The following is a 23,584-nucleotide window of genomic DNA, read 5'->3' as shown; positions in this document are numbered from 1 at the left end:
GGCAGGACTCAGCCCGGGTCGAGGAGGTCGCGCGCCTGCCCCGCGACGTCGGCACCCGTGGTCCGGCGGGGCTGCGGTGCCATCCCGTTCCGCATGCCCCACGCGACCGCCTGGGACCGGCGCGAGACGCCGATCTTGCGGTAGATCGCCCGGATGTGGGACTTCACGGTGTTCTTGGAGACGAACGCGCGCGCGGCGATCTCCTCGTTCGACAGGCCCTGGGTGATGAGACCGAGGATCTCCGACTCCCGCGCGGACAGGCCGTCCTGGTCGCCGGGCCAGCGGCCGAACTGGTCGTCCGGATCCGTCGACCCGGTGGACGGCGTGACCACGTCGCCGGCGTGCACCCGCTCGAGGAGGCCGACCAGCGCGTCGGCGCCCACGGCCTTGGAGACGTAGCCGTCGGCACCGAGCCGGAGCGCGCGGTCGACCAGCTGCGGCTCGGTGTTCCAGCTGAAGATCACCACGCGCCGGCTCGAGGACGCACCGAGCGCCTCGAGGTCGATCGAGTCGCCCTGGACCTGGCCGAACGTGTCGTAGAGCAGGATGTCGACGCTGCTGAGCAGGGGCAGCTGGCTGTCGAGCTCGACGACCTCGATCCGGTCGGCGTACGGCGCGAGTGCCGACGCCACGCCGAGCACCACGAGCTCGTAGTCGTTGACGACCGCAACCCGGATCGGCCCCGCAGCAACCATGCCGCGACTCTACCGACGGCACGTACGACGATCCGCCGACCGAAAATCACCCCGGCGGGTGAACGGGACCGTGTTTGTCGCCTCCAGGGGGGCGGAAGGTGAAGGACATGACCCTGGAGCGCCAGACCCAGACCCGCCGTCTCTTCGATGAAGCGCGCGCGGCGGGGCCGGCGGAACACCGCCGGCTCATCGACGAGATCATCGTGATCAACCTGCCCGTCGCCCGCTCGATCGCCGGTCGCTACCGCGGTCGCAGCGTCGCGGTCGAGGACCTCGAGCAGGTCGCCTACCTCGCGCTCGTGCGAGCGGCCAACAAGTTCGAGCCCGCCAAGGCCGAGGACTTCCTGAGCTATGCGGTCCCCACGATCCGTGGCGAGATCCGGCGCTACTTCCGTGACCACGGGTGGATGGTGCGACCACCGCGCCGGGTGCAGGAGGTCCAGTCCCTCATCCAGGGCGTGGATCCCGTGTCCGCCGACGGTCGAGGGACCACGGCCCACGACCTCGCAGGCCGCCTCGGCCTACCGCTGAAGGACGTGAGCGACGCCCTCCAGGCGCAGGGCTGCTTCCGTCCGACGTCGCTGGACGCCCCGACGATGGCCTCCGGAGAGCCGTTGGCCGACCTGCTCGTCGACGACGAGGTGGACGAGCTCGAGGCTGCCGAGGCGCGAGCCCTGATCCGCACCCTGGTCACGGAGCTCAAGCCCCGCGACCGGCTCATCCTCTACCTGCGCTTCTTCGAGGGGCGCACCCAGCAGGAGATCGGCGACGAGCTGGGCGTCACCCAGATGCAGGTGTCTCGGCTGCTGAGCCGGATCCTGGCGGACCTGCGGGTCCGCGCGGGCGCGAGCACCACGGCGGCCTAGCCACTCAACGGCAGAGGCGGCCACAGGGAAGCGGCCACAGGGAGAGGGAGAGCAGTGGGAGCAACGGTCGAGACGTACTGCGAGCAGGGGGAGTGGCGCAACCGCCTGCGTGGGCGGGATCCACTTCCCGGGACCTACCGGGGACAGGAGGCGGCGGTCGAGGTCGGCCGCGCCGAGGCCCGCATCCGCGGCGTCGCCCACGTCATCCGCCGGGAGGACGGCAGCGTCGCGGAGCGAAACCGCTACCCGCGACGGTCCGAGGAGATCCCTGGCTGAACCCGGGACGGCCGGGCCGGCGCGGCTCTACGCTGCGGCATGCGCTCAGTTCCGCTCGCTGCTGCCGGGGCCGTCGCCCTGGCCTCTCTGACCGCCGTCGGCATCACCACGTCGACCGCCCACGCCGCGCCGGCCGACATGGCGTACGCCCTGTCCGGCTCGACCCTCCTGAGCTTCGACCTCGCCGACCCCCAGGACATCGACGGGACGCCGTTGACCGGCCTGACCTCCGGTGAGACGTTGATCGGCCTCGACGTCCGGCCGCAGAACGGCGAGCTCTACGCACTCGGCGTCAACGCGACCGCCAACACCGGCACCGTCTACGTCGTGCACCCGCAGACCGGTTTTGCCGCTGTCGTCGGGACGGCGGGGAGCGTGGCGTTCACGACGGACGGCGTGACGGCCGTCGACCTGCCGGACCCGGCCGTCGTCGGCTACGGCTTCGACGTCAATCCGGCGGTCGACCGCATCCGCGTGGCTGCTGGTGGCCTCACCTTCCGGGCCAACCCCAACGACGGCGCGCCGGTCGACGGCAACAACGGCGGCGGTGCGACCTCCGGGACCAACCCCGACGGGCCGATCAGCGGCGGGACTACGACGATCGACGCGTCGGCGTACACGAACGACGTCGCCAACAACGGCGGAATCACTACGCTCTACACGCTGGACTCCTCCTCCAACTCGCTCTACATCCAGAATCCGCCGAACGCCGGCACCCAGACCTCCGCCACCGCGGTGACGCTGGGTGGCAGCCCGCTCGACTTCTCCGGCATCAGCGGGTTCGACATCCCTTCTGGCGTCAACGCGTCGTCCAGCAACGCAGCGGTCACCAGTGGCAGCGGCTACGCCGCTCTGACTGTCGCCGGCAGCACGTCGCTCTACTCGATCGACCTGGTCTCCGGCGCGGCCACGCTGGTCGGCGCCGTCGGCAACGGCGTGTTCCCCGTTCAGGGCCTGGCGATCCAGCGGGACCCCGACGAGGGGCTCCCGGCCATCGTGCTCGATCAGGCCGGCTCCAACCTGGTCCGGTTCTCGACCGCGACGCCCGGCACCACGACGACCCAGGCGATCGGCACGGGCAGCCTGGTGGCGGGGGAGACGCTGGTCGCGATCGCCTGGAGGCCGCAGACGGGCCAGCTCCTCGCACTCGGGGTCAACGCGAGCGCCGACACCGGCACCCTCTACCGGCTCGACCCGCAGACCGGTGGCCTGACCTCGCTGGGCTCGAGCCTGGTGGCGTGGGCCGGCACCGACCTGCCGAACCCCACCGTGATCGGCTACGGGATGGACGTCAACCCGGCCGTCGACCGGGTGCGGGTCACGGCCGGTAGCGGCCTCAACGGGCGCGTCAACCCTGCCAGCGGGGCGGCCGTCGGGGTCGTCCCGGACTCCGCGACCAGCCAGCCGCTGACCGGTGTCAGCTACACGAACGCCTACGGTGGCGAGCTCACCGGTCGACCCACGACGCTGTACGGCGTCGATCCGGACGCCAACGAGATCGTGGTCGTCAATCCGCCCAACAACGGCACCGCCACTCTGCCGCACCCGGTCACCCTGGGTGGCTCGCCGCTCGACTTCGACGCCTTGCTCGGTTTCGACATCCCCGAGGGAGTCACCGTCGACACCAGCAATGCGGCCGCGACCGGCTCGGCGTACGCCGTGCTGACGGTGAGCGGGACGACCGGGCTCTACACGATCGACCTGGCGACCGGCGCGGCGACGAACGCCGGCCCGCTGCTCACCACGGCGCGCGGGCTCGCTGTCGGCACGGCCGGCGCCGACCGTCCGGTCGTCACGCCGCCGCCCCCGCCGCCAGCCGCCGTGCCCGCGACGCTGACCAAGGTCGGGAAGGCCAAGCAGCAGAAGAAGGTCGTGGACACCGGGCGCGTCCTGACGTGCCCGTCGGGCTTCCTGGCGGCGTCGTGCACCAGCAAGCTCAAGCTGACCGCCACCTACAAGGTCAAGATCAAGGGCAAGACGAAGGTGCGGTCCGCCGTCGTCGGTGCCGCGACGGTGAAGACGACCAAGGGCAAGGCCACCCGGCTCAAGGTCGCCCTCTCGAAGAAGGGCCTGAAGCTGCTCAAGCAGCGCGGCAGGCTCGCCGCCAAGGTCGCGATCGTGGCGTCGATCGGGCCGAAGGCGGCCAGCCGGACCACGACCGTGAAGGTGACACTGCTGAAGAAGAGGCTCTAGCCCGAGCGGCCGGGCGGACCGACTCGACTAGCCGAGCATCTTCTCCATGTTCTTCTTGATGATCCCGATGCCGCGGCTGGGCATGAGCCGGATCATCCGGTCGAGCATCTTGGCGTCGTTGCCGATCCGCACCCGCGGCCGGTTCTTCTCGATCGCCTCGATGATCTGCCGCGCCGCCTCCTGCGGGCTGGTGAGTTTGGCCTCGAGCTCCGCCCGGCGCCTGTCGTCCATGTTCTCGACGCCCTCCGGCATGGCCGCGCCGGAGTTGTCGGTGATGCTGGTCGCGATGCCACCGGGGTGGACCACCGTCACCTGGACGGCGGTGTCCATCAGCTCGGCGTAGAGGCCCTCGGTCAGGAGCCGCACGGCCGCCTTGGACGCGCCGTACGCCGTCTGGCCGGGCACCGGTCCGTAGGCGCCCATCGACGAGACGTTGACGATCGCCGCTGCCGGTCGCTCGAGCAGCAGGGGGAGGAACGCCTTGACGGTGTTGACGGTGCCCCAGAAGTTGACGTCCATGACCCGCTCGATGGCCTCGAACGAGAGCTCGTTGACCGGCTTGAAGTCGTGGATGATGCCGGCGACGTTGACCAGGCCGTCGACCTCCTCGTGGACCGCGACGACCTGCTGCGGAAGCGCCAGGACGGCCGCACGGTCGGTGATGTCGACGACGTGGGTGGTCAGCCGGTCCCCGGCGCCGGCGAGCTCGGCGGTCTCCTGGAGTCCGGCCTCGCTGAGGTCGAGCGCCGCAACCCGGCTACCGCGGGCGAGCAGGCCGCGGACGACCTCGCGACCGATGCCGTTGCCGCCGCCGGTGACGACGAAGATCTTGCTCTCGAGCTGCATGTCAATCCGTTCCTGATCGTCCGTCGGGGTTCGGCTGGTGGCGCAGACGGTACGACCTCGACGCCGACGTAGCCACGGCGTCGCGTCACGAAACATCCGGGAAGTCCTTGCGCCGCGCCGCGCTCTGCTCCATATTGGACACGTGTCCAGCCAAGTGTCCGCCGCCCCGCGGCAAGGTCTCAACGCCCGTCAGGCCGAGACCGCCGAGCGGTTGTTCGCCGCGGGCCACGAGGAGCTGCGGGCGGTCGGCCACGAAGCGCTGACCGTGCGGACCGTCGCCCAGCGGGCGGGCGTCTCGCCGGCCACGGCGTACACCTACCTGGCCTCGAAGAACCACCTCTTCGCCGAGCTCTACCTGCGCTACCTCGTCGCCGACGAGGGCTGGCAGCCGTCCGGCGGATCGCCGCTCGCCCGTCTGCAGTCGGTCACCCGGCACCTCGCCGAGATGCAGGCGGCGGCGCCCGAGCTGGCCGCCGCCGTCACGCCCGCGCTGCTCGGCTCGGACCCCGACGTGGAGCGGCTGCGCCTGCGGATCGGCGCGGAGTTCGTCGACCGGTTCCGGAGCGCTCTCGGCGAGGAGGCGGACCCGGCGGTCGTCGAGACCGTCGCCCTCGCGTTCTCCGGCGCCCTGCTCCAGGCCGGCATGGGCCTGATGACCTACCCCGAGCTGGCCGACCGCCTCGACGCGGTCGTCGCCGTGATCATGAAGGGCAACTGACGGATGAGCGTGCTGCAGAGCAGTCCGACGGTGCTGGACCCGTACGATTACGGGTTCCAGGACGACCCGTACCCGACGTACGCCTGGCTGCGCGAGCACGAGCCGCTCCACCACAACGCGGAGCTCGACCTCTGGGCGCTCACCCGGCACGAGGACATCGCCGACGCGCTGCGCACCGAGGGCACCTACTCCAACTCCTACGGCGTCGCCATCGAGAAGTCGGCCTGGGGGCCTTCTGCCTACAAGGTGATGTCGATCCTCGGCATGGACCCGCCCCGGCAGAAGCGGCTGCGCTCGCTGGTCTCGCGCGGCTTCACCCCGCGGCGCGTCCACGACCTCCTGCCGCGCGTCCAGGAGCTCACGGACCGCTACCTCGCCGAGTGCCTCGAGCGGGGCAGCTTCGACTGGATCGCCGACTTCGCCGGCAAGCTCCCGATGGACGTCATCTCCGAAATGATGGGCGTGCCCGAGGAGGACCGCGCCGAGGTCCGCCGACAGGCCGACATCGTGGTCCACCGCGAGGACGGCGTGTACGACGTTCCTCCGGCGGGAGCCGAGGCGTCGCTCTGGCTGGTGAGCTACTACATGGACATGGTCGCCGAGCGGCGCAGGAAGCCGACCGACGACCTCACCAGCGCCCTGATCGAGGCGGAGATCGACGGGGAGCGGCTGAACGACGACGACGTCATCGCCTTCCTCTTCCTCATGGTGGTCGCCGGCAACGAGACGACGACCAAGCTGCTCGGCCACGCCGCGTTCCACCTGACGCGGCACCCCGACCAGCACGACCTCGTCTTCGGCGGCGCCGGCCGCACCGACCTGGTGGCGCCCTGGGTCGAGGAGACGCTGCGCTACGACACCTCCAGCCAGCTCCTCGCTCGCTACCTGCTGCGCGACGTCGAGCTGCACGGCCGCGTCGCCCCGCAGGGATCGAAGCTGCTGCTGTGCCTGGGATCCGCCAACCGCGACGAGTCGGTGTTCTCCCGGCCCACGGACTTCGACATCACCCGCGACGACGACGAGCTGGCGAAGATCCTGTCCTTCGGCGGCGGGCGGCACTTCTGCCTCGGCGCCAACCTGGCCCGGCTCGAGGCGCGGGTCGCGCTGACGGCGCTCGTCCAGCGGGCTCGCTCGATCGAGGTCGACCACGACGCCTGTCGGCGGGTGCACTCGGTCAACGTCCGCGGCTTCGCCGCCGCGCCGATGACGGTGGTGGCGCGCTGATGGGCAAGTACGCCCAGCCCGACCGGCGTCCTGCGGTCGTCACCGGTGCGTCCGCAGGCATCGGCGCGGCCACCGCGCTCGTCCTCGCTGCCGCCGGCTACCCCGTGGCGCTCGGCGCCCGGCGTACCGACAAGTCCGAGGAGGTCGCCGAGACCATCCGAGCGGCCGGCGGTGAGGCCGTTGTCCACGCGCTCGACATCACCGAGCCCGACTCGGTCCAGGACTTCGTCAAGGCGGTCACCGCCGACCTCGGCGACATCGAGATCCTCGTCAACAACGCCGGTGCCGTCGGGCCCGGCATCGTGCACGAGGTCGAGAGCGAGCGGTTCGCCCGCGAGCTGGACCTCAACATCGTCGGTGCGCACCGGATGGTGCACGCCGTCGTGCCGGGCATGGTCGAGCGCCGTCGCGGCGACGTCGTCTTCGTCTCCAGCGACGTCGCCGTCCGGGCCCGGCCGTTCATGTCGTCGTACGCCGCCGGCAAGTGGGGACTCGAGGGCATGGCGCACGCCATGCAGATGGAGCTCGAGGGCACCGGGGTCCGCGCGTCGATCGTGCGCCCGGGCGGCACCTGGAGCGAGATGGGCAGCGACTGGGATCCCGAGCTCGGCGCGGAGGTCCTCAACCACTGGGTGCACTTCGGGTTCGCCCGGCACCCGCACTTCCTGAAGCCGCAGGCCATCGGCGAGGCGATCTCCACGATCGTGTCGGCGCCGAGGGGCGTGCACCTGAACCTGGTCGAAGTGACCCCTGAGGCACCCCTGGAGGACAAGTGACCAGCCAGATCCCCGAGGTCTCGTACGTCGTCCCCGACGACGGCCACGGACACCTGGCCGAGATGCGGGTCGACCCGGTCGGCCTCTTCCAGCGGGTGTACGACGAGTGCGGCGACATCGGCCGCTTCCGGCTCGCCGACAAGGACGTCGTGCTCGTGTACGGCGCGGAGGCGCAGGAGCAGTTCTTCCGGGCTCCCGACTCGACGCTGGACCAGGCCGCGGCGTACCCCTTCATGACGCCGATCTTCGGCAAGGGCGTGGTCTTCGACGCCTCGCCCGAGGAGCGTCAGCAGATGCTGAAGAACCAGGCGCTGCGCGGCGACATGATGCGCGGGCACGCGTCCACCATCGAGGCCGAGATCAACCGGATGGTCGCCGACTGGGGCGACGAGGGCGAGATCGACCTGCTCGACTGGTTCGCCGAGCTGACGATCTACACGACCTCCGCGTGCCTGATCGGCAAGCCGTTCCGCGAGGAGCTCGACTCCTCGTTCGCCCACCACTACCACGACCTCGAGCGCGGCACCGACGCGCTGGCGTACGTCGATCCCTACCTGGACATCGAGTCCTTCCGGATCCGCGACGCGGCGCGCGAGAAGCTGGTCGAGCTGGTGCAGGGGATCATCGATCGCCGCAAGGAGCGTGGCACCGTCGCCCGTGAGGACCGGGACCTGCTCGACGTCCTGATCTCGATCGACATGACCGCCGACTACATCACCGGGATCTTCATCTCGATGATGTTCGCGGGCCACCACACCTCGTCCGGCACGGCGTCGTGGGCGCTGATCGAGCTGATGCGCAACCCGGGCGTGATGAAGGACGTCGTCGCCGAGCTCGACGACCTGTACGCCGACGGCTCGGAGGTGTCCTTCCAGGCGCTGCGCTCGATCCCGCAGCTGGAGGCGGCGCTGAAGGAGACGCTGCGGCTGCACCCGCCGCTGATCATCCTGATGCGGGTCGTCCAGGAGGAGATCGAGCTCGCCGGGCACGTCATCCCGCCGGGCACCGTCGTCGCGGCCTCGCCGCGGGTCTCGAACCGGATCCCCGAGGACTTCCCGGAGCCGGAGCGCTTCGACCCCACGCGCTACCTCGACGAGCGCCAGGAGGACCTGCAGAACCGGTGGACCTGGATCCCCTTCGGGGCTGGGAAGCACCGCTGCGTGGGCAACGCCTTCGCGATGATGCAGATGAAGGCGATCTTCTCGGTGATCCTGCGCGACTACGAGTTCGAGATGGTCCAGCCGTCGGAGTCCTACCGCGACGACGTGTCGAAGATGGTCATCCAGCTCCAGCAGCCCTGCCGGGTGAAGTACCGCCGGAGGGTCACGTGAGTCCGCGCGGTGGTGGTTTCGAGGCTCGCTCCGCTCGCACCTCGACCACCGACACGGACGGCAGGTCATGAGCTTCCGGGTGGTCGCCGACCTCGGGCTCTGCCAGGGGCACCAGATGTGCCAGGGCGAGGCGCCCGACGTCTTCGGCTTCGACGACGACACCGACCAGGTGACGGTGCTCCAGGAGCACCCCGACGAGTCCGTGCGGTCCGACGTGCAGTCGGCCGTGAAGTACTGCCCGGCCATGGCCTTGGCCATCGAGGAGGAGTGACCGTGTCGCTGACGCGAGCAGAGATCGAGGAGTTCTGGGAGAGCTGGCTCGACATCAACCGCCAGGCCGAGGCCAGTGGCGACTGGCGGGTGATGGCCGAGTGGTACGCCGAGGACGCGACGTACGGCTGGATGTACTCGGTCGACGAGCACTTCATGGCGATGGGACGTGACCAGATCCGCGACTACGCGATCGGCATCGAGATGGACGGTCTCGACGGCTGGCACTACGACTACCAGGTCACGATGATCGACGAGACCAAGAGCATGGTGCTCGGCTTCTGGAAGCAGCGCTCGGGGATCGTCAACGACGAGACCGGCCAGGAGTACGAGATCCTCGGCATCGGCGGCTCGTGGTTCGGCGTCGAGCGCCAGGTCGGTGGGGCCGACGACGGCAAGATCAAGTTCGCCTGGCAGCGCGACTGGTTCGACATGCCGTCCACCGCGCACACGTTCGTCGAGATCATCAAGGCCGACAAGGCTCCTGACACGCTGCTCAAGCGGATGTCCGTCAGCGGCCTCGACGTGCCGGGTCACTACCGCTACCAGGACATCCCCTCCAGCGTCTGGCCGCCGCCGGTCGAGCGCGGCGACTACATCGAGCAGAAGGCGCCCGGCGCATGAACACCCTTCCTCCCGCAGCCCAGCAGCTGATCGACGGCAAGCTCGTCGGTGGCTCCGACGGCACGACGTACCCGATCCTGAACCCGGCGACGGGCGCGGAGATCGGGCAGGCACCGGACGGGACCGCAGCGGACGTCGAGGGGGCGATCGCTGCGGCCCGACGGGCCGTCGACGAGACCGACTGGTCGACGAACACCGAGCTCCGGCTCCGGTGCCTGCGACAGCTGCACCAGGCGCTGCTCGACGACGCCGACGCGTTCAAGGCGCTGACGACCGCCGAGGTCGGGATGCCCACCTTCATGATGGGCGCCGCCGGCTTCGACGTACCGGTGGACGGGCTGAAGTGGGTCACCGACCTGCTCGAGGGCTACGAGTTCGAGAGCGACCTCGGCGTCGCCGCGCCGATGGGCATCTCGAGCCGTCGGACCGTGCGCCGTGAGGCGGTCGGCGTCGTCGCGGCGATCTCGCCGTGGAACGTGCCGACCCAGATCAACCTCGCCAAGGTCGGCCCGGCGCTCGCGGCCGGCTGCACGGTGGTGCTCAAGCCCGCCCCGGACACCCCGTGGCTGGCGGCCGAGCTCGGTCGTCTGGTCGCCGAGCACACCGACATCCCGGCCGGCGTCTTCAACGTCGTCACGCCGCGGTCGAACGAGGTCGCGGCCCTGCTCACCACCGACGCGCGCGTCGACATGGTCTCCTTCACCGGCTCGACCAACGTCGGCCGGGCGATCATGGCGGCCGCCGCGCCGACCCTGAAGAAGGTCTTCCTCGAGCTCGGCGGCAAGTCCGCCGCGATCGTGCTCGACGACGCCGACATCACCTCGGCTGCCGGCGCGACGGCGTTCACCGCGATGATCCACGCCGGCCAGGGCTGCGCGATCACGACCCGACTCGTGGTCCCGCGGGACAAGTACGACGAGGCCGTGCAGGTCGCGGCGGCGACGATGGAGTCCATCGGCGCCAAGGACCCGGCCGACGCAGGTGCCATCTGCGGTCCGGTCATCTCGCAGGTCCAGCGGGACCGGGTCGAGGCCTACCTGAGGCTGGCCGAGGAGGAGGGCGGCACGTTCGCCACCGGCGGCCAGGTCATCGACCAGGACGGGTTCTGGATCCAGCCGACGGTCGTCGCCGGTCTCGACAACACGTCGCGCCTGGCGCAGGAGGAGATCTTCGGCCCGGTGCTCGTCGTCATCCCGCACGACGGCGACGACGACGCCGTGCGGATCGCCAACGACTCGCCGTACGGGCTCTCCGGCTCGGTCGAGTCCGGCTCGCTCGAGCGCGCCAGGGCTGTCGCCGCCCGGATCCGGACCGGCACCATCGCCGTCAACGGCGGCGTCTGGTTCAGCCCGGACGCGCCGTTCGGCGGCTACAAGCAGTCCGGCATCGGCCGCGAGATGGGCGTCGCCGGCTTCGAGGAGTACCTCGAGACCAAGACGCTGGCTTTCCCCGCGTGAGCCTGCGAACGCGGGAAGACCAGACAGCGGGTTGAGCGAGCCCGCGACCGAGGAACGAGGTCGCGACGGCGAGTCGAAACCGAGTGAGCCAAGAGGAGACATGAAGTGACAAGGTTCGAGAACAAGGTCGTCGTCGTCACCGGCGCGGCGCAGGGGATCGGCGAGGCGTACGCCCGCGCGCTCGCGGCCGAGGGTGCGTCGGTCGTGGTGGCGGACCTCAACGCCGAAGCCGGCCAGAAGGTCGCGGCCGACATCGGCGGGCTCTTCGTCCGCTGCGACGTCTCCTCCCACGAGGACGCGGCGTCGCTCGTCGAGGCCACCGTCGCGGCGTACGGCGGGATCGACGGCCTGGTCAACAACGCCGCCATCTACGGCGACATGGCCTTCGACCTGCTGATCAGCGTCGACTGGGACTACTACAAGAAGTTCATGTCGGTGAACATGGACGGCGCCCTCGTGATGACCCGCGCGGTCTACCCGGAGCTCCAGAAGCGCGGCGGCGGCTCGATCGTCAACCAGTCGAGCACGGCGGCGTACCTCTACGCCGGCTTCTACGGTCTCGCCAAGGTCGGCGTCAACGGCCTCACCCAGCAACTCGCCCACGAGCTCGGTGGTCTGAAGATCCGCGTCAACGCGATCGCCCCGGGCCCGACCGACACCGCGGCCACCCGCACCCAGGCCGGCGACGCCGCGAAGGAGCTGGTCAAGGGGCTCGCGCTCAAGCGGATGGGCCAGCCCGAGGACATGGTCGGCGCCTGCCTCTTCCTCCTCTCCGAGGAGTCGGCGTGGGTGACCGGGCAGATCATCGCCGTCGACGGCGGGCAGACCTTCCGTGCCTGACACCAAGGTCGGGTTCGTCGGGCTCGGCAACATCGGCAAGCCGATGGCGCTGCGCCTCGCAGCGGCTGCAGGCATCGAGCTCACCGTGTACGACGTCGCGCCGGACCCGGTCGCCGAGCTGGTGCAGGCCGGCGCCCAGGCGGCCGACAGCGTCGCCGCCCTGGCCGCCGGGGTCGACGTCATCTGCGTGATGGTGCGCGACGACGACCAGGTCCGCGACGTGCTGGGGGAGGTCCTCGGCGTCTCGGGTGACGCGCAGACCGTCGTCATCCACTCGACGGTCGCGCCCGGCACTCCGGCCGAGCTCGCCGACACCGCGGCCCGCCACGGCGTGAAGGTGCTCGACGCGCCGGTCAGTGGTGGCGCGATGGGCGCCGCCGACGGCACGCTCGCGATCATGGTCGGCGGCTCGGACGAGGCGTTCGCGGCCGCGCGCCCCGCTCTCGAGGCGATGGGCTCGCTGGTCACCCACGCCGGCCCGATCGGCTCCGGCACCCGGTTCAAGCTGGCGCGCAACATGATGCACTTCGTGTCGTTCACCGCGGCGACCGAGGCGCAGCGCCTCGCCGAGGCGGCCGGGCTCGACCTGGTGGAGCTCGGCAAGGTCGTGCGGCACACGGACGCGATCACGGGTGGCCCCGGCGCGATCATGCACCGCGCGACCACGGCACCGATCGCCCAGGACGACTTCTGGCACGGTGTCTTCGAGCACGTGCTGGCGCTGGGGGAGAAGGACCTCCGCTTCGCGATCGAGCTGGCGGACGAGCAGGGCGTCGACGTACCGCTCGCGCGGCTGTCACTGGAACGACTCGGAGAGGGGCTTGGCCTTGAGTAAGTTCGACGACCTTCCGGAGAAGCGCCGGATCGGCCTGGAGAAGATGGAGGAGGTCTACGGCTTCGACATGACCGACGGTGCCGGCGACTTCTTCGCCATCACCGCCGACCATCTCTTCGCCGACATCTGGACCCGGCCGGGGCTCTCCGACCGCGACCGGCGCCTGCTGCTGATCGGGCTGCTCGCCGGCAGCGGCGGCCACGACGTGCTGACGATCCAGATCCCCGCGGCGTACGCCGCCGGGGAGCTCGACGACGAGCAGCTGCGCGAGATCGTGATCTTCCTGTGCCACTACGCCGGCTGGCCCAACGGCGCGCGCATCAACTCGATCGTCGAGGACACCATCGCCAAGGCGAGGCGGAAGCAGGAGCGCTGATCCGCGTCAGAGCCAGGCTGCGTCGTCGGAGACGTAGCGGCGGATCGGCGGCAGGGGACCGAGCGGCACCGCGGTCGCGGTCGACACGAGCACGCCCTCGGGGGTCAGCGCGTTGGTCGTCAGCCACCACACCCGACCGTCGACGACGGCGGTGTCGCCGTCGACCGGGACGTCGGACGGGTCGCGGAGGAGTCCGCTGCCCTCGGCCTTGAGCACCGCCTCCTTGCGCGTCCAGGCCTTCAGCAGTGCTGTACGACGGTCGCCCGGTGCGACCTGCTCGAGGGCGGCTCGCTCACGCGCGCTGAGCACGGACGCACCGATCTCGTGGAGCTGGCCGGAGCGGCGGTCCAGCCGCTCGACGTCCACCCCGCACCGCGCCCCGGCGACGAGCGCCACGACGTACCGGTCGCATCGCGACAGCGAGACCTCGGGGCCGCCGACCAGCTCGGGCCGGCCGTGCGCCGTCGACCCGCACTGCGCACAGACCCGCCGCACCTGAAGCGCGTCGCCAGGGCCTGCGGCGTACCGCTCGGCCAGACGACGCAGCAGCCCGCGCGACGTCGCCAATCGGTCTGCCACCGGTGCCGCGCTGGACTCGCACACCTCGATCTCGGGCGAGGACAGCAGGTCCCTGACCGCGGCCCACCGCTCGACCGGGGCGACGAACAGCTCGCTGGCCGAGGGATCCACACGACGGAGCCTAGGGGTCGCCCCACCGGAGGGTGACCCGGCGCAAGAACGAGGAACGGCGTCTGATGCCGAGGGACGTCGAGAACGTTCAGTCGACGAGCGGGTGGCTGCGGGAGATGCGTACCTCGTCGATGTCGAGCCGGGCCTGGACCCGGCGCAGCACGATGTCGTCGATCCGCTGCGCGTCGCGCAGCTCGAGCAGCGCCTCGCGCCGGCGGCCGATGAGGGCGAGCGACAGGCTCGTGTACTGGTCGTCGTGCACGACGACGGGATCGCCGTCGGCACCGGAGGCGGCGATCAGCGTGCGCTGCTTGTCCAGCTCGTGCCGGACCCGGGCGACGGCTGTCGGGCCGGTGCCGAGCTCTGCCGCGGTGGCGTCGACGGCCTCGATGGCGGCGTCCAGGGTGTACTCCTCGGCGAGCTGGACCTCTTCGGCGACGGAGTTGTCGACGGGCAGACGGGCGAACCGCACCACCGCCGGCAGCAGCAGCGCCTGGAGCAGGGTCAGCACGATCACGCCGCAGGTGATCAGCACGATCAGGTCCCGGTCGGGGAACGGCGCACCCGAGTCGACCGTGTGCGGCACGGCCAGGATCGCGGCGAGCGAGACCGCGCCGCGGAACCCGGCCACCGCACTCACCGTGCGCTGACGCGCACCGACCCGTCGCTCTCGCTGCTGTGGGCGGCGGTCGACGAGACGGATCACGTACGGCGTGGTGTACGTCCACGCCCAGCGCACCCCGATCACGACGGAGGTCACGACGAGCGTGTCGACCAGTGCGCTCAGCAGCGAGGTGCTGGTGAGGCCGCGGAAGGCAGACTGCGCCGAGAGCCCGACCAGCACGAACAGCGAGCTGCTCAGCACCGTCGTCGACAACGCCCAGAAGGGGATGACGATCTGGCGGGTGGCCGCCCCCGTGATCCGCGGGGTCACCTGGCTCATGAACAGCCCGCAGGACACGACGGCGAGGACGCCGGACCCGTGGACGACGTCGGCCAGCAGGAACGCCGCGAACGGGGTCACCAGCATCGCGATGCCCTCGAGCATCGGGTCGTCCATCCGACGGCGGACCTGCCAGCTGATCAGCCCGACCAGGCCGCCCGCCAGCACACCCCCGCCGTACGCCAGGACCAGCAGCCAGGTGACGTGCCAGCCGGTGAGGTGCTGCTCGCCGACGGTCACGCCCACGGCGAGGCCGTAGAGCACCAGCGCGGTGCCGTCGTTGACGAGGCTCTCGGCGCGCAGCACGGTCACCGTGCGGCGCGGTAGGTCGCGGGCCAGGACACCGACCGCCGTCGCATCGGTGGGGGCCAGCGCCGCGCCGAGCACCCAGGCCGGTCCCCACGCCAGTCCGAGCGCGTGCGCCACCACCGCGACCGCGGCCGCGGTCGCGACGACCAGGACGGTGCTGGTCAGGACGACGACACGCAGGTTGTTGCGGATCTCGCGCAGCGAGGTGGTCAGGCTCTCCCAGTAGAGCAGCGCCGGCAGGAAGAGCAGGAGCACGACCTCCGGCGGCAGCTGCGCGTGACGCAGGTGCGGCACGAAGCCGACCAGCATGCCGACGAGGACCAGCAGGATCGCGGGCGCGATCGGGTACCGACGCGCCAGTGCCCCGCACGCGACCAGGGCGACCCCCAGCAGCACCACCATCTCGAGTCCGAGCACGGGACCAGTGTGGTCGAATCCGGTGATGGACGGGCGTGCTCCTCGTGATCGAGGATGAGGCATGACCCGCGACGACGAGATCCATCAGCGCATCAGCGCCCTGGTCGAGGAGGAGCACCAGCTCCGTGCCTCCGGCGCCTCGGACGAGCACCGGCGGCGGCTCACCGAGCTCGAGCGACAGCTCGACCAGGCCTGGGACCTCCTCCGGCAGCGTCAGGCGGCTCGGGAGTTCGGCAAGGACGCCTCCGAGGTGACGGAGCGATCCGAGTCCCAGGTCGAGGGCTACATCCAGTAGTTCCGTCCCGCGGGTCGGAACGCGAGAAGGCCCCCGGATCGCTCCGGGGGCCTTCGCGCTGGACGAGAGATCGGTTTCGAGACGCCAATCGCGAGCTCGTGCCTCGCTCGCGCGGCTCCTCAACCTGGCGCCTGGGTCCCAGCCTTCGCAAGCTCAGGCTGGGGGCGCTCAGATGTCGTAGTAGAGCTCGAACTCGTGCGGGTGCGGGCGCAGCTGCACGGGAGCGATCTCGTGGGTGCGCTTGTAGTCGACCCAGGTCTCGATCAGGTCGGGCGTGAAGACGTTGCCCACCGTCAGGAAGTCGTGGTCGGCCTCGAGAGCCTCGAGGACGGCGCCGAGCGAGGTCGGCACCTGGTCGATCTCGGCCATCTCGTCCGGCGGGAGCTCGTAGATGTCCTTGTCGATCGGCGCGGCCGGCTCGATCTTGTTCTTGATGCCGTCGACACCGGCGAGCAGGAGCGCGGAGAACGCGAGGTACGGGTTCGCCGACGGGTCGGGGAAGCGGGTCTCGATGCGCTTGGCCTTCGGGTTCGAGCCGGTGATCGGGATCCGGACCGACGCGGAGCGGTTGCGCGAGGAGTACACCAGCGAGATCGGGGCCTCGAAGCCCGGGACCAGGCGGTGGTAGGAGTTCACCGTCGGGTTGGTGAAGGCCAGCAGCGCCGGGGCGTGCTTGAGGATGCCGCCGATGTACCAGCGGGCCATGTCCGACAGGCCGCCGTACCCGGTCTCGTCGTAGAACAGCGGCTCGCCGCCGGCCCACAGCGACTGGTGCACGTGCATGCCCGAGCCGTTGTCGCCGAAGATCGGCTTCGGCATGAAGGTGACGGACTTGCCGTTGTTCCACGCGGTGTTCTTGATGAGGTACTTGAACTTCATCACGTCGTCCGCGGCCTTGAGCAGCGTGTCGAACTTGTAGTTGATCTCCGCCTGGCCGGCGGTGCCGACCTCGTGGTGGGCGCGCTCGACGAGCAGGCCGGAGGCCTCGAGGTTCTTCACCATCTCGTCGCGCAGGTCGCCGTAGTGGTCGTACGGCGCGACGGGGAAGTAGCCACCCTTGAAGCGGGTCTTGTAGCCGAGGTTGTCGCCCTCCTTGCCCGAGTTCCACCAGCCCTCGATCGAGTCGATGTGGTAGTAGCCCTCGTTGGCAGCGGTGGAGTAGCGGACGCTGTCGAAGATGTAGAACTCGGCCTCGGGCGCGAAGAACGCGGTGTCCGCGATGCCCGTGGTCTCGAGGTAGGCGAGCGCCTTGCGGGCGATGTTGCGCGGGTCGCGCGAGTACGCCTCACCGGTGATCGGGTCGTGGATGAAGAAGCTCAGGTTCAGCGTCTTCGCCGTGCGGAAGGGGTCGACGTACGCCGTCGACGGGTCCGGGAACAGCGCCATGTCGGACTCGTTGATCGCCTGGAAGCCGCGGATCGAGGACCCGTCGAAGGCGAGGCCGGTGTCGAAGACCGACTGGTCGAACGACGAGACCGGCACGGTGAAGTGCTGCTCGATGCCGGGCAGGTCGACGAAGCGCACGTCGACCATCTCGACGCCTTCGTCCTTGATGAACTTGAGCAGCTCGTCGCTGTTCTGGAACATTCGTCCTCCTTGGCCGCGCCGCGAGGCGCCGGCCGACGTGCGTGCGGATCCAGGACCCGGTGCAACGCTGCGCCGGACCAGCCCGAAACTACGTACGGGTCGTTTCTCGACCGTATCGGGTTTGTTTCTCCCGTGTAACAGGTGCCCACCTGCCAAGCCTCGCTGAGCGCCGATCTACGCTGTGCGACGTGCCCGACCCCGCGTCCCTGCCGTACGAGACCGCGTCCTGGGGACGGCGCGTGGTCGCGCTGCTCGTCGACTGGTTCGCCTCGACGCTCGTCGTGGTGTTCTTCATGGGCTGGAGCGACTACTCCCGGACCGGGAGCCCGGGCAGCCTGTACGTGCTGATCGTCTTCGTCCTGGAGTCCGCCGTGCTGACCTGCACGGTGGGCGGCTCCTTCGGCAAGCTGGCCACCCGGCTGCGGGTCGTCCGCGTCGACAACGGCGGTCGCCTCGACCCGCTGCGCTCCCTGGCTCGCTCGATCCTGGTCGCGCTGGTGATCCCGCCGCTGGTCTTCCGGCCCGACCGGCGTGGCCTCCACGACATCGCTGCCGGTACGGCGACGGTCACCCTGCAGACGGCTACCGGCCACACGCCATAGCCCGACCGGAGGTTTCCGGCCTTGGGTCGGCGGGAGATGCTGGAGTCATGACGCGCCCGCCCGCCGCCCGCCGTACGTCCCGTCGACCCCTGCGTCGCAGCCTGGCCGCCGCCGCGCTGGCTCCGTTGCTGGTCGCTGGCCTGGTCGCCTGCGGTGACAAGGACGACTCCGGCTCCGAGGCGAAGGACCCGGCCGCCGCGGCTGTCCTGACCGGTCTTCAGAAGGGCGACGAGGTCGACCCCGGCGACTTCGTCGACACCATCGAGGACGGCGTCAAGGCGTCGACGACGGCCCACATGACGATGAAGGTCGGGCTCGGGTCGATGGGGGAGATGAGCGGCGAGGGGGACATCGACTACACCGCTGACACCCCGGAGATGGCGATGACGATGGACCTGCCGATGGCGGGTGACGGCACGAAGACCGACGTGCGCTTCGTCGACGGCATCTTCTACATGAAGCTCGGGTCGATGTCCGGCGGCAAGTTCTGGAAGCTCGACCCCTCCGACTCCGACAGCCCCCTCGGCGACATGGGCAGCATGCTCGACCAGTTCGACCCGGCGAGCACGCTGAAGAAGATGGAGCCCGCGATCGACAAGGTCACGTACGACGGCGACGGCCACTACGAGCTGACGGTGTCGCCGGAGGACCTGGTGACGGCCATGGACATGCCCTCCGGGGCCGAGTCGCAGCTGCCCGACTCGCTCACCTACGACATTTGGCTCGACGACGAGAACCGCCTGTCGAAGATGCACATGGACCTGCCCGTCGCCGGGACGGAGTCCACCGTCGACATCTCCGCCTCGGACTGGGGCAAGGACGTGACGATCGAGGCCCCGCCGGCCTCCGAGATCACCGAGATGCCCGACCTCGGCTCGATGACGGGCGGCACGACGGCGGGCTAGAGGCTGCGTCTCGCCTCACCGGGTCTCGACACGCGCCTTCTGACTTCGCAGGCTCAGTCAGAGCGCTTGCTCGACCACCATCATCGGATCCGCTGGCGCGGCTCCGATCAGCGACCGCGCATCTGCCCGCGCATGCCCTTCATGCTGGTGGGGACGGGGCCCTTGGGCATCGGGATCGCCGAGCGGTTGGCGTCGAGCGCCTTGAGCCGGTACAGGACGTCCGTCATCTCGGCGGGCTTCACCTGACGGCCGAGCTTCTGCACGTAGCGGGCCAGCTTGGGCAGCGGCACCTCGCCCTCGCCGTTGCCGCAGATCACCTCGTGGATCGGGATGCCCTCGGCGACCCGCTCGTGCTTGCGACGCTCGCTGGTCATCAGCTGGCGCAGCCGGTTCGGGTTGCCCTCGCCGACCAGGATGATGCCGGGAGGCCCCACGACGCGGTGCACGACGTCCTGCTGCTTGGTGAAGCCGATCACCGGGTCGGTCTTCCAGCTGCGGCCGCGCAGCATCCGGAGCGCGGCCGCGGCAGCGCCCGGCTGGCCCTCCATCTGGCTGTACGCCGCCCGCTGGGCGCGTCGCCCGAAGACGATCATCGCGAGCAGGGTGCCGAGCAGCAGGGCGCCGACCACCGAGATGACCCAGTGCAGCCAGCCGGAGCCGGGCAGCAGGAAGTAGAAGACCGAGAAGCCGACGACCGCGCCGAGCGCGAACGAGCCGAGGATCCACAGGCCGAGCCGGGGGTCCGACTTGCTGGCCATCCGGTAGGTCTCGACGAACTGCCTGCCGCGGCTCATCTTGTCCGGGTCGACGGGCTTCGGGTCCTTCGCCATCTTCTGGTGTGCCTCGTTCTTGTTGTGCTCGGTGGGGGTGGTTCAGGCGGTCGCGGCGCCCGCGCGGGCGTCCATCGCCTGACGGTACAGCCGACCGGCCCGGTACGACGAGCGGACGAGCGGCCCGGACAGCACGCCCGCGAAGCCGATCTGGTCCGCCTCGTCGCGGAGCTCGACGAACTCCTCCGGCTTCACCCAGCGCTCGACGGGGTGGTGGCGCACGGAGGGGCGGAGGTACTGCGTGATCGTGATCAGCTCGCAGCCGGCGCCGTGCAGGTCGCGCAGCGCCTGCGAGACCTCCTCGCGGGTCTCGCCCATGCCGAGGATCAGGTTGGACTTGGTGACCAGGCCGAAGTCGCGGGCCTGGGTGATCACGTCCAGCGAGCGCTCGTAGCGGAAGGCCGGGCGGATCCGCTTGAAGATCCGCGGCACCGTCTCGACGTTGTGGGCCAGCACCTCGGGCCGCGACTCGAAGACCTCGCGCAGCAGGTCGGGCTTGCCGTTGAAGTCGGGGATCAGGTTCTCGACGCCCGTGTCGGGGTTCATCTCGTGGATGGCGCGCACGGTCTCGGCGTACAGCCAGGCACCGCCGTCCTCGAGGTCGTCGCGCGCGACGCCGGTGATCGTGGCGTAGCGCAGCTCCATCTTCTGGACGGACTCGGCGACGCGGCGCGGCTCGTCGCGGTCCAGCGGCTGCGGCTTGCCGGTGTCGATCTGGCAGAAGTCGCAGCGCCGGGTGCACTGGTCTCCGCCGATGAGGAAGGTGGCCTCGCGGTCCTCCCAGCACTCGAAGATGTTGGGACAGCCGGCCTCCTGGCACACGGTGTGGAGTCCCTCGGACTTCACCAGGCTCTGGAGGTGCTTGTACTCGGGGCCCATCTTGGCCCGGGTCTTGATCCACTCCGGCTTGCGCTCGATCGGGGTCTCCGCGTTGCGCACTTCGAGTCGGAGCAGCTTGCGTCCTTCTGGGGCGGGAGCTTGCGTCACGGGAGCCAGCCTACGCGGGTGACCCACGGTTCCCAGGATCGGGCCGTTGCGTGATCGGTAACCAGATGGTTACCTGTATCCGTGGACGCCTTCGCGGCTCTCGCCGACCCGGTACGACGCTCGCTGCTGCGGGCCCTCGCCGCCGGTCCGCGCCGGGTCGTCGACCTCGCCGACGGCCTGCCGATCTCGCGGCCCGCGGTGAGCAAGCACCTGCGCCTGCTCGCCGAGGCGGGCCTCGTCGAGGCCGAGGAGCGCGGCCGCGAACGCCACTACACCCTGCGTCGCGCCGGCCTGGCACCGCTGACGGCGTACGTCGAGGGGCTGGTGCTGCCGCAGCCACTGACCCCGAACGCGCTGGACGCGCTCGACACCGAGGTACGCCGCGTCACCCGCGACCGGCGTACGACATCCGTCGACATCGAGGAGACCGCATGAGCAAGGAACCGACCGGGACCGTCGAGTCCGCGGAGGGACGGGCCCGCCTGACCATCGTCCGCGAGTTCCGCGCGCCCATCGAGGACGTCTGGGCGGCCGTGACCGAGTCCGAGCGGCTTGCGCGCTGGATCGGGACCTGGACCGGTGACCCGGCGTCCGGCGAGGTGCTCTTCCGGATGACCGCCGAGGAGGGTGCGCCCGAGGACGGGATGCGGATCCGGGAGTGCGTGCCGCCGCGCCGGCTGGCGGTCTCCACGCAGGTCGGAGAGGAGTGGTGGGACCTGGACCTCGACCTGACCGAGGCCGACGGCGTCACGACGCTCACCTTCACCCAGCCCGACGTCGACGCGACCATGGCCGACAGCGTCGGTCCCGGCTGGGAGTACTACCTGGACCGGCTGGTCGCCGCCGAGACCGGGGGAGACGTCGCCGCGATCGACTTCGACCGCGACTACTACCCGGCGATGGCCGAGCACTACCGCGGCTGACTAGGGCACGTCGCGGCGCCGGAAGGTGACCACCGACCCGACGGCGACCACGGCGAGGATGACGCCGAAGTAGGGCAGCGACTCGGCCCGGGTGACGACCGTCTCGCACGCCCCGTGCTCGACGACGGTGTCGTTCGGGAAGCAGTCCCAGTCGTACGTCGTGGACGAGCCCACCATGTAGGCCTCGTAGTTGGTCCACGGCATCGCCTGCGCGTGGTCGGAGAGCCCGGTCGCCCCGACGAGGGCGCCGCCCGCGGCGGCGATGCCGAAGAGCACGCCGAGCGTGGCGACCGTGCTCCGGAAGAACATCGTGAGGGCATAGCCGAAGACCGCGGCCACCGAGGCGAAGAAGGCGCCCAGCACGCCCTGCTTGTAGGCCGCGACCATGGCGTGGTCGGGGAGGTCGAGGTTGCGGTGCACCGAGACCGCCCACAGCCCGCTCCAGTACGCCGTGAGCACGACCAGCGAGACCACGAAGGCGACGACGGCCAGCATCGCCGCCTTGACCAGCCACACCCGGCCGCGCCGCGGCTCGAAGAGCAGCTGGTTGCTCATCGAGCCGGTGTTCCAGTCGTGGCCGACGAACGTCGTGCCGACGAGGACGAAGAGCATCGCCAGGATCAGCGCAACCGCGATGCCGGAGCCTCCGGTCCGCTCCTGCACGATGCTCAGCTGGGCGTAGTAGTAGTCGTAGTCGGTGAAGTCGTCCGGCCGGGGCCGGGTGTCGTGCACCAGGAACGCGAAGATGATCGCGGGGACCGCCACCGCCGCCCCGAGGAGCAGCAGGACCGCGCGGCGCCACCGCAGCCGGGTCAGCTCGACCCGCAGCAGCCCGATCACTGGTCCGTCCCCATCTCGGTGCCGGCGGTCAGCTCGAGGAACACCGACTCCAGGTCACGACGCACCGGGGTCAGCCCGGTGAGCCAGATGCCGGCGCCTCCCAGCGCCTCGGTCACCGATGCGGGGGTGTCGGTCTCGACGACGAGGTCGTCGCCGACCCGGAAGCCGGCGTCGCCCAGCACCTGCCGGGCGGCCACCGGGTCCGGTGCCTCGACCCGGTACGCCGTGCTGGTGCCGACGAGCTCGTCGACGGGACCGGACGCGAGCAGCCGGCCGTGGCCGATGATCGTGGCCGCGGAGCAGACCTGCTGCACCTCGACCAGGATGTGCGACGACAGCAGCACCGTGACCCCGCGAGCGCCGAGGTCGCGGATGGTGTCGCGGACCTCGCGGATGCCGGCGGGGTCCAGACCGTTGGTCGGCTCGTCGAGGATCAGCAGCTGCGGGTCCTTCAGCAGGGTGGCCGCGATCGCGAGCCGCTGCTTCATGCCCAGCGAGTAGCCCTTGTAGCGGTCCTTCGCTCGGGCCGTCAGACCGACCGTCTCGAGCGCCGCGTCCACCCGGGTGTCCGGCGCGCCGATCGAGCGCGAGAGCAGGAGGAGGTTCTGCCGACCGGTGATGTTGGGGGAGAACTTGGGGTTCTCGACGACCGCGCCCACCCGACCGACGACCGCCGGCAGCCGGTCGGGCACCTGCTCGCCGAAGAGTCGCATCGTGCCCGCCGTGGAGCGCGCGAGCCCGAGCAGCATCCGGATCGTCGTCGTCTTCCCGGACCCGTTGGGGCCGAGGAAGCCGTGCACGCCTCCGGCCGGGACGGCGAGGTCGAGGTCCCGGACCGCCACCTGGTGCCCGCGTCTCGTGTAGTACTCCTTGCGGAGCCCCTTGGTCTCGATCACCAGCTCGCTCATCCACGTCCTCCCGGGTCGGTC

Annotated in this window: 27 protein-coding genes; 18 read left to right on the top strand and 9 right to left on the bottom strand. The window is 70.4% G+C overall.

Annotation, left to right across the window (positions count from 1 at the left end):
- Positions 1 to 8 precede the first annotated feature (8 nt).
- Entirely contained in the window at positions 9 to 695 is a 687-nt protein-coding gene (locus tag ASC77_RS23380) for a response regulator transcription factor (RefSeq protein ID WP_056158826.1), read from the bottom strand.
- 107 nt (positions 696 to 802) lie between these two features.
- Between ASC77_RS23380 and ASC77_RS23375 the strand changes: the two genes are divergently transcribed.
- Genes ASC77_RS23375 through ASC77_RS23365 form a run of 3 tightly spaced genes read left to right on the top strand, consistent with a single transcriptional unit; the run spans position 803 to position 4,030 of the window.
- Positions 803 to 1,561, top strand: coding sequence for a sigma-70 family RNA polymerase sigma factor (locus tag ASC77_RS23375; protein WP_056158823.1), 759 nt, complete (start codon positions 803 to 805; stop codon positions 1,559 to 1,561).
- Between the two features lie 54 nt (positions 1,562 to 1,615).
- A complete protein-coding gene (locus ASC77_RS23370) occupies positions 1,616 to 1,837 on the top strand; it encodes a DUF2188 domain-containing protein (protein ID WP_056158820.1) in 222 nt (73 codons plus the stop codon).
- A 39-nt stretch (positions 1,838 to 1,876) separates the two neighbouring features.
- Positions 1,877 to 4,030, top strand: coding sequence for a DUF4394 domain-containing protein (locus tag ASC77_RS23365; RefSeq protein ID WP_056158817.1), 2,154 nt, complete (start codon positions 1,877 to 1,879; stop codon positions 4,028 to 4,030).
- A 27-nt stretch (positions 4,031 to 4,057) separates the two neighbouring features.
- Here the strand turns inward: ASC77_RS23365 and ASC77_RS23360 are convergent, their stop codons facing one another.
- Positions 4,058 to 4,876 carry an SDR family NAD(P)-dependent oxidoreductase gene (locus ASC77_RS23360; protein WP_056158815.1) on the bottom strand — a complete coding sequence of 273 codons (819 nt, stop codon included), beginning with the start codon at positions 4,874 to 4,876 and terminating at the stop codon, positions 4,058 to 4,060.
- A 142-nt stretch (positions 4,877 to 5,018) separates the two neighbouring features.
- Here ASC77_RS23360 and ASC77_RS23355 point away from each other — a divergent pair, with 142 nt between their 5' ends.
- From ASC77_RS23355 to ASC77_RS23310, 10 genes are all read left to right on the top strand, one after another.
- Positions 5,019 to 5,594, top strand: a complete 576-nt coding sequence (locus ASC77_RS23355) for a TetR/AcrR family transcriptional regulator (protein WP_056158813.1) — start codon at positions 5,019 to 5,021, stop codon at positions 5,592 to 5,594.
- Between the two features lie 3 nt (positions 5,595 to 5,597).
- A complete protein-coding gene (locus tag ASC77_RS23350; protein ID WP_056158810.1) occupies positions 5,598 to 6,818 on the top strand; it encodes a cytochrome P450 in 1,221 nt (406 codons plus the stop codon).
- Positions 6,818 to 7,594, top strand: a complete 777-nt coding sequence (locus ASC77_RS23345; protein ID WP_056158806.1) for an SDR family oxidoreductase — start codon at positions 6,818 to 6,820, stop codon at positions 7,592 to 7,594. Before ASC77_RS23350 ends, ASC77_RS23345 begins: the two co-directional genes overlap by 1 nt.
- The gene (locus ASC77_RS23340; protein ID WP_056158804.1) at positions 7,591 to 8,925 is read left to right on the top strand and encodes a cytochrome P450; all 1,335 of its coding nucleotides are present in this window, start codon (positions 7,591 to 7,593) and stop codon (positions 8,923 to 8,925) included. Before ASC77_RS23345 ends, ASC77_RS23340 begins: the two co-directional genes overlap by 4 nt.
- A 67-nt stretch (positions 8,926 to 8,992) precedes the next feature.
- Positions 8,993 to 9,196: a ferredoxin gene (locus tag ASC77_RS23335; RefSeq protein ID WP_056158801.1), complete on the top strand. Its 204-nt coding sequence runs from the start codon at positions 8,993 to 8,995 to the stop codon at positions 9,194 to 9,196.
- 2 nt (positions 9,197 to 9,198) lie between these two features.
- Positions 9,199 to 9,819 carry a hypothetical protein gene (locus ASC77_RS23330; RefSeq protein ID WP_082575285.1) on the top strand — a complete coding sequence of 207 codons (621 nt, stop codon included), beginning with the start codon at positions 9,199 to 9,201 and terminating at the stop codon, positions 9,817 to 9,819.
- Entirely contained in the window at positions 9,816 to 11,276 is a 1,461-nt protein-coding gene (locus tag ASC77_RS23325; RefSeq protein WP_056158795.1) for an aldehyde dehydrogenase, read from the top strand. Before ASC77_RS23330 ends, ASC77_RS23325 begins: the two co-directional genes overlap by 4 nt.
- A gap of 105 nt (positions 11,277 to 11,381) precedes the next feature.
- Complete coding sequence (locus ASC77_RS23320) at positions 11,382 to 12,116, top strand: SDR family oxidoreductase (protein WP_056158793.1); 735 nt, start codon at positions 11,382 to 11,384, stop codon at positions 12,114 to 12,116.
- Positions 12,109 to 12,951, top strand: a complete 843-nt coding sequence (locus ASC77_RS23315; protein ID WP_235547917.1) for an NAD(P)-dependent oxidoreductase — start codon at positions 12,109 to 12,111, stop codon at positions 12,949 to 12,951. The genes ASC77_RS23320 and ASC77_RS23315 overlap by 8 nt, the downstream gene beginning before the upstream one ends.
- Positions 12,944 to 13,327 carry a carboxymuconolactone decarboxylase family protein gene (locus tag ASC77_RS23310; protein WP_235547915.1) on the top strand — a complete coding sequence of 128 codons (384 nt, stop codon included), beginning with the start codon at positions 12,944 to 12,946 and terminating at the stop codon, positions 13,325 to 13,327. Before ASC77_RS23315 ends, ASC77_RS23310 begins: the two co-directional genes overlap by 8 nt.
- Positions 13,328 to 13,333: 6 nt before the next feature.
- On the opposite strand, the gene ASC77_RS23305 is transcribed toward ASC77_RS23310, so the two are convergent.
- Positions 13,334 to 14,017 (bottom strand): 4'-phosphopantetheinyl transferase family protein, encoded by a 684-nt coding sequence (locus ASC77_RS23305; protein ID WP_056158790.1) that lies wholly within the window; start codon positions 14,015 to 14,017, stop codon positions 13,334 to 13,336.
- Positions 14,018 to 14,105: 88 nt separating this feature from the next.
- A complete protein-coding gene (locus ASC77_RS23300; RefSeq protein WP_200945117.1) occupies positions 14,106 to 15,686 on the bottom strand; it encodes a Na+/H+ antiporter in 1,581 nt (526 codons plus the stop codon).
- 61 nt (positions 15,687 to 15,747) lie between these two features.
- On the opposite strand from ASC77_RS23300, the gene ASC77_RS23295 reads away from it, so the two are divergent.
- On the top strand, positions 15,748 to 15,981 hold the full coding sequence (locus tag ASC77_RS23295) for a DUF2630 family protein (protein ID WP_056158787.1): 234 nt from the start codon (positions 15,748 to 15,750) through the stop codon (positions 15,979 to 15,981).
- Between the two features lie 168 nt (positions 15,982 to 16,149).
- Here the strand turns inward: ASC77_RS23295 and glnA are convergent, their stop codons facing one another.
- Positions 16,150 to 17,568: a type I glutamate--ammonia ligase gene (gene glnA, locus ASC77_RS23290; protein WP_056158784.1), complete on the bottom strand. Its 1,419-nt coding sequence runs from the start codon at positions 17,566 to 17,568 to the stop codon at positions 16,150 to 16,152.
- A 188-nt stretch (positions 17,569 to 17,756) separates the two neighbouring features.
- On the opposite strand from glnA, the gene ASC77_RS23285 reads away from it, so the two are divergent.
- On the top strand, positions 17,757 to 18,170 hold the full coding sequence (locus tag ASC77_RS23285; RefSeq protein ID WP_235547913.1) for an RDD family protein: 414 nt from the start codon (positions 17,757 to 17,759) through the stop codon (positions 18,168 to 18,170).
- 47 nt (positions 18,171 to 18,217) lie between these two features.
- Positions 18,218 to 19,075 (top strand): LppX_LprAFG lipoprotein, encoded by an 858-nt coding sequence (locus tag ASC77_RS23280; RefSeq protein ID WP_056158781.1) that lies wholly within the window; start codon positions 18,218 to 18,220, stop codon positions 19,073 to 19,075.
- Positions 19,076 to 19,182: 107 nt separating this feature from the next.
- Here the strand turns inward: ASC77_RS23280 and ASC77_RS23275 are convergent, their stop codons facing one another.
- Entirely contained in the window at positions 19,183 to 19,905 is a 723-nt protein-coding gene (locus tag ASC77_RS23275; protein ID WP_056158777.1) for a DUF4191 domain-containing protein, read from the bottom strand.
- A gap of 42 nt (positions 19,906 to 19,947) precedes the next feature.
- A complete protein-coding gene (gene lipA / locus ASC77_RS23270; RefSeq protein WP_056158775.1) occupies positions 19,948 to 20,892 on the bottom strand; it encodes a lipoyl synthase in 945 nt (314 codons plus the stop codon).
- Positions 20,893 to 20,973: 81 nt separating this feature from the next.
- On the opposite strand from lipA, the gene ASC77_RS23265 reads away from it, so the two are divergent.
- Together ASC77_RS23265 and ASC77_RS23260 are read left to right on the top strand one after the other, a co-directional pair.
- Positions 20,974 to 21,327, top strand: a complete 354-nt coding sequence (locus ASC77_RS23265) for an ArsR/SmtB family transcription factor (RefSeq protein WP_056158773.1) — start codon at positions 20,974 to 20,976, stop codon at positions 21,325 to 21,327.
- A complete protein-coding gene (locus tag ASC77_RS23260; RefSeq protein WP_056158770.1) occupies positions 21,324 to 21,815 on the top strand; it encodes an SRPBCC family protein in 492 nt (163 codons plus the stop codon). The genes ASC77_RS23265 and ASC77_RS23260 overlap by 4 nt, the downstream gene beginning before the upstream one ends.
- On the opposite strand, the gene ASC77_RS23255 is transcribed toward ASC77_RS23260, so the two are convergent.
- Together ASC77_RS23255 and ASC77_RS23250 are read right to left on the bottom strand one after the other, a co-directional pair.
- Positions 21,816 to 22,655, bottom strand: coding sequence for an ABC transporter permease (locus tag ASC77_RS23255; RefSeq protein ID WP_056158767.1), 840 nt, complete (start codon positions 22,653 to 22,655; stop codon positions 21,816 to 21,818). It lies immediately after the preceding gene.
- The gene (locus ASC77_RS23250) at positions 22,652 to 23,563 is read right to left on the bottom strand and encodes an ABC transporter ATP-binding protein (RefSeq protein WP_056158766.1); all 912 of its coding nucleotides are present in this window, start codon (positions 23,561 to 23,563) and stop codon (positions 22,652 to 22,654) included. The genes ASC77_RS23255 and ASC77_RS23250 overlap by 4 nt, the downstream gene beginning before the upstream one ends.
- Positions 23,564 to 23,584 lie beyond the last annotated feature (21 nt).

Origin of the sequence: Nocardioides sp. Root1257, from assembly GCF_001425175.1 — a bacterium.
In the GTDB taxonomy this organism is placed as follows: domain Bacteria; phylum Actinomycetota; class Actinomycetes; order Propionibacteriales; family Nocardioidaceae; genus Nocardioides.
Note: the sequence above shows the minus strand (reverse complement) of the source record. Positions and strands in the feature narration are given on the sequence as shown.

What these genes read in the sequence shown, in the direction of transcription:
- ASC77_RS23275 (WP_056158777.1), bottom strand. Translation starts at nt 19,905, where the DNA reads ATGGCGAAGGACCCGAAGCCCGTCGACCCGGACAAGATGAGCCGCGGC.
- ASC77_RS23260 (WP_056158770.1), top strand. Translation starts at nt 21,324, where the DNA reads ATGAGCAAGGAACCGACCGGGACCGTCGAGTCCGCGGAGGGACGGGCC.
- glnA (WP_056158784.1), bottom strand. Translation starts at nt 17,568, where the DNA reads ATGTTCCAGAACAGCGACGAGCTGCTCAAGTTCATCAAGGACGAAGGC.
- ASC77_RS23360 (WP_056158815.1), bottom strand. Translation starts at nt 4,876, where the DNA reads ATGCAGCTCGAGAGCAAGATCTTCGTCGTCACCGGCGGCGGCAACGGC.
- ASC77_RS23335 (WP_056158801.1), top strand. Translation starts at nt 8,993, where the DNA reads ATGAGCTTCCGGGTGGTCGCCGACCTCGGGCTCTGCCAGGGGCACCAG.
- ASC77_RS23375 (WP_056158823.1), top strand. Translation starts at nt 803, where the DNA reads ATGACCCTGGAGCGCCAGACCCAGACCCGCCGTCTCTTCGATGAAGCG.
- ASC77_RS23350 (WP_056158810.1), top strand. Translation starts at nt 5,598, where the DNA reads ATGAGCGTGCTGCAGAGCAGTCCGACGGTGCTGGACCCGTACGATTAC.
- ASC77_RS23345 (WP_056158806.1), top strand. Translation starts at nt 6,818, where the DNA reads ATGGGCAAGTACGCCCAGCCCGACCGGCGTCCTGCGGTCGTCACCGGT.
- ASC77_RS23325 (WP_056158795.1), top strand. Translation starts at nt 9,816, where the DNA reads ATGAACACCCTTCCTCCCGCAGCCCAGCAGCTGATCGACGGCAAGCTC.
- ASC77_RS23250 (WP_056158766.1), bottom strand. Translation starts at nt 23,563, where the DNA reads ATGAGCGAGCTGGTGATCGAGACCAAGGGGCTCCGCAAGGAGTACTAC.
- ASC77_RS23295 (WP_056158787.1), top strand. Translation starts at nt 15,748, where the DNA reads ATGACCCGCGACGACGAGATCCATCAGCGCATCAGCGCCCTGGTCGAG.
- ASC77_RS23380 (WP_056158826.1), bottom strand. Translation starts at nt 695, where the DNA reads ATGGTTGCTGCGGGGCCGATCCGGGTTGCGGTCGTCAACGACTACGAG.
- ASC77_RS23280 (WP_056158781.1), top strand. Translation starts at nt 18,218, where the DNA reads ATGACGCGCCCGCCCGCCGCCCGCCGTACGTCCCGTCGACCCCTGCGT.
- ASC77_RS23365 (WP_056158817.1), top strand. Translation starts at nt 1,877, where the DNA reads ATGCGCTCAGTTCCGCTCGCTGCTGCCGGGGCCGTCGCCCTGGCCTCT.